Below are 10425 nucleotides of genomic sequence, written 5' to 3'. Positions count from 1 at the left end.
CAGATGGCAAAGAATTTAATTTTGACACAGAGATCAAGGGAGATCTTGTGATTGAAGCTCGTTTCGAAAAGATTGAGACGCCTGATCCGCAGCCGGAAGAGTGGACAGTTACGATCAATGGAGAAACGGTTAAGGTAAAAGATGGTTCTAAGCTTACTCGTCCTGCAGATCCGGTAAAAGAAGGCTACAAATTCATCGGATGGTTTGTTGGAGACAAAGAGTTCGACTTCAATACACCGATCACAGGAGATCTGAAGATCGAAGCACGTTTTGAGAAGCTTCCGACTACACCGGGATCAAATACTGATAAAAATGATAAGAACGACAAAAACAATAAGGTGGAAGGTGCAGTTCAGACAGGTGATACAGCAAATGCAGTACCGTGGATCGTATGCCTCGGCGCAGCGGCGGGAGCTGGTGTTGTAGTTCTGAAATCACGTAAAAAACGTTCCTAATCAAAAGAATGTTCTGCCGGCAGGTAATTCCTGTCGGCAGTTTTTGCTGATGACCGCTCACAATCCCGAAATGTGCCTTTTGGTACTTCCGATGATTAAGTCAAGGGAATTTGTGCCAGAAATCAAATTTGTAAAAACTCTGAAAACAAAGTGAGATATGAAAAAGGCATTTGGGGAAAAGGCGGGATAGAATGAAATAATTAGATAAAGAAGTATAAAAAGTGCTTGACAATTTGATCAGGCAGTGATATTTTATAAAAGTAATTGACTGCCGAAGACAGCAGGTGCCGTTAGGCATAAGGTTGAAAACGCCTGCCGAGGAAGATACGAATTCTTTTTAAGAAGAACATTTGTAAACCTCTGTGTCTTTTGGCATAGAGGTTTTTTGAAGTCTCAGGACGCAGTCATTCAAAATCTATAAGGAGGTGCACCGGGACGTGGCAAAAGTTGAATTAAAACAACCGATCGTAGCAGCTATCGCAGAAGACATCAAAGATGCTCAGTCTGTAGTTATCGTTGACTACCGTGGACTTACAGTGGCACAGGATACAGAGCTTCGTAAAAAGCTCAGAGAAGCTGGCGTTACTTACAAAGTATGTAAGAACACAATGATGAAGAGAGCATTTGAAGGAACAGAGTTCGCAGGTTTGGATGAGTATTTAGAAGGACCGAGCGCGCTTTGCGTATCCAAGGAAGATGCGACAGCTCCGGCTAGAATTCTTGCAGAGTTTGCGAAGACAGCAGACAAACTTGAGATGAAAGCTGGTGTAGTTGAAGGAACTGTATATGATGTAGCCGGATTGAACGAACTGGCTAAGATTCCGTCAAGAGAGGTACTTCTCTCCAAGTTGCTTGGAAGCTTACAGTCACCAATTACAAACTTTGCTCGTGTTATTAAACAGATCGCTGAGAAAGACGGCGAGGTTGCAGCAGAAGCTCCGGCTGAGGAAGCAGCAGAGGCTCCGGCAACAGAAGAATAAAACACGAATGTGCCGAATGTGCGGCGCAATGTAAAATGAAACAAAATCCAAACCGGAGATTACAAGAATATTCCGGGAGAGAAAATTAAAAAATGGAGGATATCAAAAATGGCTAAAATGACAACAGCTGAAATGATCGAAGCGATCAAAGAGTTATCAGTATTAGAGTTAAATGAATTAGTAAAAGCATGTGAAGAAGAGTTCGGTGTATCTGCAGCAGCAGGAGTTGTAGTTGCAGCAGCAGCTGACGGTGGTGCAGCAGCAGAAGAGAAAGATGAGTTTGACGTAGAACTCGTATCTGCAGGAGCTTCCAAAGTTAAAGTTATCAAAGCAGTTCGTGAGATCACAGGTCTTGGACTGAAAGAAGCTAAAGAGCTCGTTGACAACGCTCCGAAGACACTTAAAGAGGGTGTTTCCAAAGCAGAGGCTGAGGAGATCAAAGCGAAACTTGAGGCAGAGGGCGCTGAAGTTAACATGAAATAATCGGGATTTTTAATAATTCCGTGAACGTCTTTAACGACGACAAGCTTAAGAGAAATGACCGCAGAAGATTTTGTGCTTCTGCGGTTCTTTTGTCTTTCATTTGGATTATGGTCAGTTTGTTCGCCGTTTGTCAAAAAATGACGCATAATATCATATATGAAGAAAAATGTCAAGAAAAATTTGGGAAATGTTATTGACAACGAAAAGAGCTTTGTGATATAGTTAAAAATGCACTATTATGGAAAGGTATGCCGTATTAGAAGCGTAATTACTATTACAAGGCTCTTTTCATTTACGCGAAGCAACGTGCCAAGATTCGCATTTATACAGCGATTTGGCGACTGCCACGATGGCGGGAAAAGCCGCGCAGCGTGTTTTGTCCCGTATGTAAAGATTCAGGTCATTCGGTGTTGTCCGACAAAGGAGATGCGGATAACGAAAGCGCGAATGATTGAAAAAATGATAGAGGAGTGAAACGTCAATGGAGAAAAACAGAATCCGTCCCATTAAAACCGGAAAAAGTTTCCGCATGAGCTACTCACGGCAGAAAGAAGTATTGGAGATGCCTAACCTCATTGAAGTTCAGAAAGATTCCTATCAGTGGTTTCTTGATGAAGGACTCAAAGAGGTGTTCGATGATATTTCCCCGATTGCCGATTACAGCGGACACTTAAGTCTGGAATTCGTAGATTTCACACTTTGCGAGGATGATGTGAAATATACGATCGATGAGTGTAAAGAGCGCGATGCGACTTATGCTGCTCCCTTAAAAGTGAGAGTCCGTCTCCACAACAAAGAGACTGATGAGATTAACGAACATGAGATTTTTATGGGAGATCTTCCGCTGATGACAAAGACAGGTACATTTGTGATCAACGGTGCAGAGCGTGTTATCGTCAGTCAGCTCGTGCGTTCTCCGGGAATTTATTATGGTATTGCACATGATAAGCTCGGAAAGAAACTGTATTCATCCACAGTGATCCCGAACAGAGGCGCATGGCTTGAATATGAGACAGACTCCAACGACGTTTTCTATGTGCGTGTCGATCGTACAAGAAAAGTTCCGATCACAGTGTTGATTCGTGCGCTTGGTATCGGAACAAATGCGGAGATTGTCGATCTGTTCGGAGAAGAACCGAAGATTCTTGCAAGTTTTACAAAGGATACGGCAGAGAGTTATCAGGAAGGTTTGCTGGAACTGTATAAGAAGATCCGTCCGGGTGAGCCGCTGGCAGTGGACAGCGCGGAAAGCCTGATCAACAGCATGTTCTTTGATCCGAGAAGATACGATCTTGCGAAGGTCGGACGTTATAAATTTAACAAGAAACTGATGCTGAAAAACCGCGTTGCAGGCTGTGTACTTGCAGAGGATGTGGTAAGTCAGCTCACAGGAGAAGTTGTCGCAGAAAAAGGAACGAAGATCACACGTGAACTTGCAGATCTGATTCAGAATAACGCAGTTCCGTATTTGTGGGTGGAAGGAGAAGATGAAGAGAGAAACATCAAGATCCTTTCCAATATGATGGTAGATCTTCGATCTGTTGTAGATATTGATCCGGAAGAAGTTGGTGTGACAGAGCAGGTATACTATCCGGTACTTGCAGGTATCATTGAAGAGTCTGCCGGAGATATCGAAGAAATGAAAGCATTGATCAAACGTGACATTCACGATTTGATTCCGAAGCATATTACAAAAGAGGACATCCTTGCTTCGATTAACTATAATATGCATCTTGAATATGGCATGGGAACTGACGATGACATCGATCATTTGGGTAACCGTCGTATCCGTGCAGTAGGAGAATTGCTTCAGAACCAGTATAGAATCGGTCTTTCAAGACTGGAAAGAGTTGTTCGTGAACGTATGACGACACAGGATCAGGAAGGAATTTCTCCGCAGTCGTTGATTAACATAAAACCGGTAACGGCAGCAGTGAAAGAGTTCTTTGGCTCTTCCCAGTTGTCACAGTTTATGGATCAGAACAACCCGCTTGGAGAGCTGACACATAAGAGACGTCTCTCCGCGCTGGGACCTGGCGGTCTTTCCAGAGATCGTGCGGGATTCGAGGTTCGAGACGTACATTATTCTCATTATGGAAGAATGTGTCCGATCGAGACTCCTGAAGGTCCGAACATCGGTCTGATCAACTCATTGGCAACTTATGCACGAATCAATCAATATGGATTTGTGGAAGCGCCGTATCGTTGGATTGACAAATCCGATCCGGAAAATCCGGTCGTTACAGAAAAAGTTGTTTATATGACAGCTGATGAAGAAGATAATTATCATGTGGCACAGGCGAATACACCGCTTGATGAAGAAGGTCACTTTATTCATAAAAACGTATCCGGTCGTTACAGAGAGGAAACGCAGGAATACGAGAGAAGCAAGTTCGATTACATGGACGTTTCTCCGAAGATGGTATTCTCAGTTGCTACGGCGCTGATCCCGTTCCTTGAAAATGACGATGCCAACCGTGCTCTTATGGGATCCAACATGCAGCGTCAGGCGGTTCCGCTTTTGACGACAGAGGCTCCGGTAGTCGGCACGGGTATGGAAGTAAAAGCCGCTGTTGACTCTGGCGTATGTGTTGTAGCAGAACGTGCAGGAACAGTGGAAAGTTCTACTTCAAAGGAAATCGTTGTCCGTGAAGAAGATGGAAACAAGACGTCTTACAAACTGACAAAATTCCAGCGAAGCAACCAAAGCAACTGCTACAATCAGCGTCCGATCGTTAATAAAGGGGATGTTGTTACGGCAGGACAGGTCATCGCAGACGGTCCGTCTACATCCGGCGGAGAGATGGCTCTTGGAAAGAATCCGCTTATCGGTTTCATGACATGGGAAGGTTACAACTACGAGGATGCCGTTCTTTTGAGCGAGAGACTTGTACAGGATGATGTTTATACTTCTGTTCATATTGAAGAATATGAAGCAGAAGCTCGTGATACAAAGCTGGGACCGGAAGAAATCACAAGAGATATTCCGGGTGTCGGCGACGATGCGCTCAAAGATCTCGACGAGAGAGGAATTATCCGTATCGGTGCAGAAGTACGCGCCGGAGATATCCTTGTCGGAAAGGTGACTCCAAAGGGAGAGACAGAGCTTACGGCAGAGGAGAGACTTCTTCGCGCAATCTTCGGCGAGAAAGCCCGCGAGGTAAGAGATACATCTCTGAAAGTACCGCACGGTGAATATGGTATCGTTGTAGATGCGAAAGTATTTACAAGAGAAAACGGTGACGAGCTGTCACCTGGAGTAAATCAGGCAGTTCGTATTTACATTGCACAGAAGAGAAAGATATCTGTCGGCGATAAGATGGCGGGACGTCATGGTAATAAGGGTGTCGTTTCCCGTGTGCTTCCGGTAGAGGATATGCCGTTCCTTCCGAACGGACGTCCGCTGGATATCGTTTTGAATCCGCTTGGTGTGCCTTCGCGTATGAATATCGGACAGGTGCTTGAGATCCATTTAAGTCTTGCAGCGAAAGCGCTTGGATTTAACATTTCCACGCCGGTATTCGATGGAGCAAATGAGGTTGACATCATGGATACTCTTGATCTGGCTAATGACTATGTCAATCTTGAGTGGGATGAATTTGAGAAAAAACATGGACAGGAACTTCTTCCTGAAGTGCTGCAGTATCTGTCCGATAATAGAGAACACAGAAATCTGTGGAAGGGCGTTCCGCTTTCAAGAGACGGTAAAGTACGCTTGAGAGACGGACGTACAGGTGAGTATTTCGACAGTCCGGTAACGATCGGACACATGCACTACCTGAAACTTCACCATCTTGTAGATGATAAGATCCATGCGCGTTCTACAGGTCCTTACTCCCTCGTTACGCAGCAGCCGCTTGGTGGTAAAGCACAATTCGGCGGACAGCGTTTCGGAGAGATGGAGGTTTGGGCTTTGGAGGCGTACGGCGCATCTTATACACTGCAGGAGATCCTGACAGTGAAGTCCGACGACGTTGTAGGTCGTGTGAAGACTTACGAGGCGATCATTAAGGGAGAAAACATTCCTGAGCCGGGTATTCCGGAGTCATTTAAGGTGCTTTTAAAAGAGCTTCAGTCTCTTGCGCTGGATGTGCGTGTATTGCGTGATGACAATACAGAAGTTGAGATTATGGAGAACGTAGATTATGGAGAGACAGATCTGCGTCACATTATCGAAGGAGACAGAAAGTACCGTGATGAGAATGAATCTTTCGGTGATCACGGATTTAGTGAGAAGGAGTTTGTAGGCGAGGAACTCGAGGATGTTGAACCTGAGGAAGAGCCGGATGATGATGCCCCGGTGGACATTGAGTTTGACGAGTATTCCGATTATGAGGAAGAATAAGAGGAGGATCCAAATATATGCCAAACAATAATGAACAACAATATCAACCGTTAACATTTGACGCGATCAAGATCGGTCTGGCTTCACCGGAAAAGATCATGGAATGGTCCAGAGGTGAAGTTACGAAACCGGAGACGATCAACTACAGAACGTTAAAGCCTGAAAAAGATGGACTGTTCTGCGAGAGAATCTTCGGACCGAGCAAGGACTGGGAGTGTCATTGTGGAAAATATAAAAAGATCCGTTACAAAGGTGTTGTTTGTGACCGATGCGGCGTCGAGGTTACAAAGGCAAGTGTACGTCGTGAGCGTATGGGGCATATCGCCCTTGCCGCTCCGGTGTCTCACATCTGGTATTTCAAGGGAATCCCAAGCCGTATGGGACTGATCCTTGACATCTCTCCGAGAACATTGGAAAGAGTGCTTTATTTTGCATCTTATATTGTTCTTGACAAAGGAGAGACGGATCTTCAGTATAAACAGATCCTTTCAGAGGCAGAGTATCAGGAGCAGAAAGAGAAATGGGGCAGAGGCTCATTCCGCGTAGGTATGGGTGCTGAGGCAATCAAAGAGCTTCTGGAGAGTATTGATCTTGAAAAAGAATATGCAGAGCTTCAGGCAGGTTTGGAAAACGCGACAGGCCAGAAGAGAGCAAGAATCGTGAAGCGTCTGGAAGTTGTCGAGGCGTTCCGTGAATCAGGAAACCGCCCGGAATGGATGATTCTTTCTGCAATTCCGGTTATTCCGCCGGATCTGCGTCCGATGGTACAGCTTGACGGTGGCCGTTTCGCGACGAGTGACCTGAATGATCTGTACAGAAGAATTATTAACAGAAATAACCGTCTGAAAAGACTGCTTGAGCTTGGAGCGCCGGATATTATCGTAAGAAATGAGAAACGTATGCTTCAGGAAGCAGTAGATGCCCTGATCGATAACGGACGCCGCGGACGTCCGGTTACAGGACCGGGAAACAGAGCATTAAAATCACTTTCGGATATGCTGAAAGGTAAGTCCGGACGTTTCCGTCAGAACTTGCTCGGAAAACGTGTTGACTACTCAGGACGTTCTGTTATCGTTGTAGGACCGGAACTTAAGATTTATCAGTGCGGTCTTCCGAAAGAAATGGCGATTGAGCTGTTTAAACCGTTTGTTATGAAAGAGCTTGTTGCAAACGGAACAGCACATAATATTAAAAATGCAAAGAAAATGGTTGAGAGACTTCAGCCGGAGGTATGGGATGTGCTTGAGGAAGTGATCAAGGAGCATCCGGTTATGCTTAACCGTGCCCCCACGCTTCACAGACTCGGTATTCAGGCGTTTGAGCCGATCTTAGTAGAAGGTAAAGCGATCAAGCTGCATCCGCTCGTTTGTACAGCTTATAACGCCGACTTCGACGGTGACCAGATGGCGGTGCATGTTCCGTTGTCACAGGAAGCACAGGCAGAGTGTCGTTTCCTGCTTCTTTCACCAAACAACTTGCTGAAACCGTCTGACGGTGGTCCGGTAGCTGTTCCTTCACAGGATATGGTACTTGGTATCTATTATCTGACGCAGGAAAGACCGGGAGTAAAAGGCGAGGGAATGTTCTTCAAGAGCATGAGCGAAGCAATTCTTGCATATGAGAACGGATATATTACGCTTCATTCTCGAATCAAAGTTCGTGTGACGAAGACAATGCCGGATGGAACAGAGAAGACAGGCATTATAGATGCAACACTTGGACGTCTTCTGTTTAATGAGATCATTCCGCAGGATCTTGGTTTTGTAGATCGAGAAGTGGAAGGGCAGGAGCTTCTTCTTGAAGTGGATTTCCATGTTGGAAAGAAACAGTTAAAACAGATCCTTGAGAAAGTAATCAATACACATGGCGCAACACAGACGGCGGAAGTGCTTGATAATGTAAAAGCAATCGGATACAAGTTCTCTACAAGAGCAGCGATGACCGTATCTATTTCCGATATGACGGTTCCGCCGCAGAAGCCGCAGATGATCGAGGAAGCGCAGAATACAGTGGATAAAATCACAAAGAACTATAAACGTGGTCTTATCACCGAGGAAGAGCGTTACAAAGAAGTTGTAGAGACTTGGAAAGCAACCGACGATAAACTGACAGAAGCTCTGTTGACAGGTCTTGATAAATATAACAACATCTTTATGATGGCTGATTCAGGAGCCCGTGGTTCTGACAAGCAGATCAAACAGCTTGCCGGTATGCGTGGACTTATGGCGGATACGACAGGACGTACGATCGAGTTGCCGATCAAGTCAAACTTCCGTGAGGGTCTTGACGTACTTGAATATTTCATGTCCGCTCATGGCGCTCGTAAAGGTCTGTCAGATACGGCTCTTCGTACAGCCGATTCAGGTTACCTGACAAGACGTCTTGTAGACGTATCTCAGGAATTGATCATTCATGATTCTGACTGTGCAGAAGAAGGAAAAGAAATTCCGGGAATGTATGTATCTGCATTCATGGATGGAAATGAAGAAATTGAGAGCCTTCAGGAGCGTATTACAGGACGTTATTCCTGCGAGGATATTAAAGATAAAGATGGAAATGTGCTTGTAAAAGCAAACCATATGATTACGCCGCGCCGTGCAGAACGCGTTATGAAAAAAGGCGTGGATGAGAATGGCGAATCACTGAAGAAAGTGAAGATCCGTACAATTCTTACCTGTAAATGTAAGAGCGGTGTATGTGCAAAATGTTACGGAGCAAACATGGCTACAGGTGAAGCGGTACAGGTCGGAGAAGCAGTCGGAATCGTTGCGGCACAGTCAATCGGAGAGCCGGGAACACAGCTTACAATGCGTACGTTCCATACCGGTGGAGTTGCCGGAGATGACATTACACAGGGTCTTCCGCGTGTCGAGGAGCTTTTTGAGGCAAGAAAGCCGAAGGGTCTTGCGATCATCACAGAATTTGCCGGAAGAGCAACGATTTCAGATACGAAGAAGAAACGCGAGATCATTGTTACAAATGATGAGACAGGCGAGTCAAAAGCATACTTGATTCCATATGGTTCCCGTATTAAAATACAGGACGGTGTGATGCTTGAAGCCGGAGATGAGTTGACAGAAGGTAGTGTGAATCCGCATGATATTCTGAAGATCAAAGGGCTCAGAGCGGTTCAGGATTACATGCTTCAGGAAGTACAGCGTGTATATCGTCTGCAAGGTGTTGAGATCAATGATAAGCATATCGAAGTGATTGTTCGTCAGATGCTGAAGAAAGTTCGCATTGAAGAAAAAGGCGATACAGAATTCCTTCCGGGAACAATGGTTGACGTTCTTGAATTCAATGAAGTGAACGAGCGTCTTGAAGAAGAAGGAAAAGAGCCGGCTACAGGCGAGCAGATCATGCTTGGTATTACGAAAGCGTCTCTTGCAACAGACTCCTTCCTGTCGGCAGCGTCCTTCCAGGAGACAACAAAAGTTCTTACAGAAGCGGCGATCAAAGGAAAAGTCGATCATCTTGTCGGTTTGAAAGAAAACGTAATTATCGGTAAACATATTCCGGCAGGTACGGGTATGAAAAAATACCGTGACGTAGCGCTGAATACAGACGCAAGAGCAGAAGCATTGTCAGAAGAAGAGTTTGAGATAGAGGAAGATGCAGAAGCAGATCAGACTGATGTTCTTGATGCAGATGCAGAATTTACAGATGAAGCATTGGAAGTAGATGAAACAGAAGAAACAGTTGAAGCGGCTGAAGAGGAAACTTCTTCAGAAGAATAAAAAGACGTTTGTTTTGATGCTGGATCGTCTATATTGAACTGAAAAACAGGTCATAAGACAAAATAAAAACTCCGTATACAGACCCGGAATAGAAACCGGTAATGTATACGGAGTTTTTGCAATGTTTTATTTAGTCATAAAGAGAAGCTCCGAATCGGATTTTCCGATAGATCTTCTGAAGAATTACGAGAGGAAGGCTGATTATGATGTAGAGTGTGGAAAAAACACCGACAGAACCTCCAATTATCATAAGTAAAATTAAACCGATATTCATTTTGGGTCACTCCTTAAAATAAATTCTGCGGCTTTGTGTACAGAAAATGATTCTGCGTTACAAAGCGGACTGCAGTAAAAACAAATCAGTCTCTATTTTAAAGGAGTGAAGCACAGAATGGAATAAAGCGGCAAAGACCTTAGCGGATTTT

5 protein-coding genes and 1 other annotated feature are annotated in these 10425 nt (G+C 44.8%); all 5 genes read left to right on the top strand.

What is annotated here, in order from left to right:
- On the top strand, nucleotides 1–455 hold a 455-nt coding region (locus tag RCH61_RS03710), incomplete at its 5' end, for an InlB B-repeat-containing protein (protein WP_306479908.1).
- 253 nt (nucleotides 456–708) lie between these two features.
- Nucleotides 709–851, top strand: a sequence feature (ribosomal protein L10 leader region).
- A 41-nt stretch (nucleotides 852–892) separates the two neighbouring features.
- Nucleotides 893–1435, top strand: coding sequence for a 50S ribosomal protein L10 (gene rplJ, locus RCH61_RS03705; protein ID WP_178006509.1), 543 nt, complete (start codon nucleotides 893–895; stop codon nucleotides 1433–1435).
- Nucleotides 1436–1543: 108 nt separating this feature from the next.
- Nucleotides 1544–1918 carry a 50S ribosomal protein L7/L12 gene (gene rplL, locus RCH61_RS03700; protein ID WP_306479907.1) on the top strand — a complete coding sequence of 125 codons (375 nt, stop codon included), beginning with the start codon at nucleotides 1544–1546 and terminating at the stop codon, nucleotides 1916–1918.
- A 481-nt stretch (nucleotides 1919–2399) separates the two neighbouring features.
- The gene (gene rpoB, locus RCH61_RS03695) at nucleotides 2400–6263 is read left to right on the top strand and encodes a DNA-directed RNA polymerase subunit beta (protein WP_306479906.1); all 3864 of its coding nucleotides are present in this window, start codon (nucleotides 2400–2402) and stop codon (nucleotides 6261–6263) included.
- Nucleotides 6264–6280: 17 nt separating this feature from the next.
- A complete protein-coding gene (gene rpoC, locus RCH61_RS03690; protein ID WP_178006272.1) occupies nucleotides 6281–10000 on the top strand; it encodes a DNA-directed RNA polymerase subunit beta' in 3720 nt (1239 codons plus the stop codon).
- Nucleotides 10001–10425: the final 425 nt, after the last annotated feature.

Origin of the sequence: Mediterraneibacter sp. (assembly GCF_030825015.1) — a bacterium.
Classification (GTDB): domain Bacteria; phylum Bacillota; class Clostridia; order Lachnospirales; family Lachnospiraceae; genus Mediterraneibacter.
Note: the sequence above shows the minus strand (reverse complement) of the source record. Positions and strands in the feature narration are given on the sequence as shown.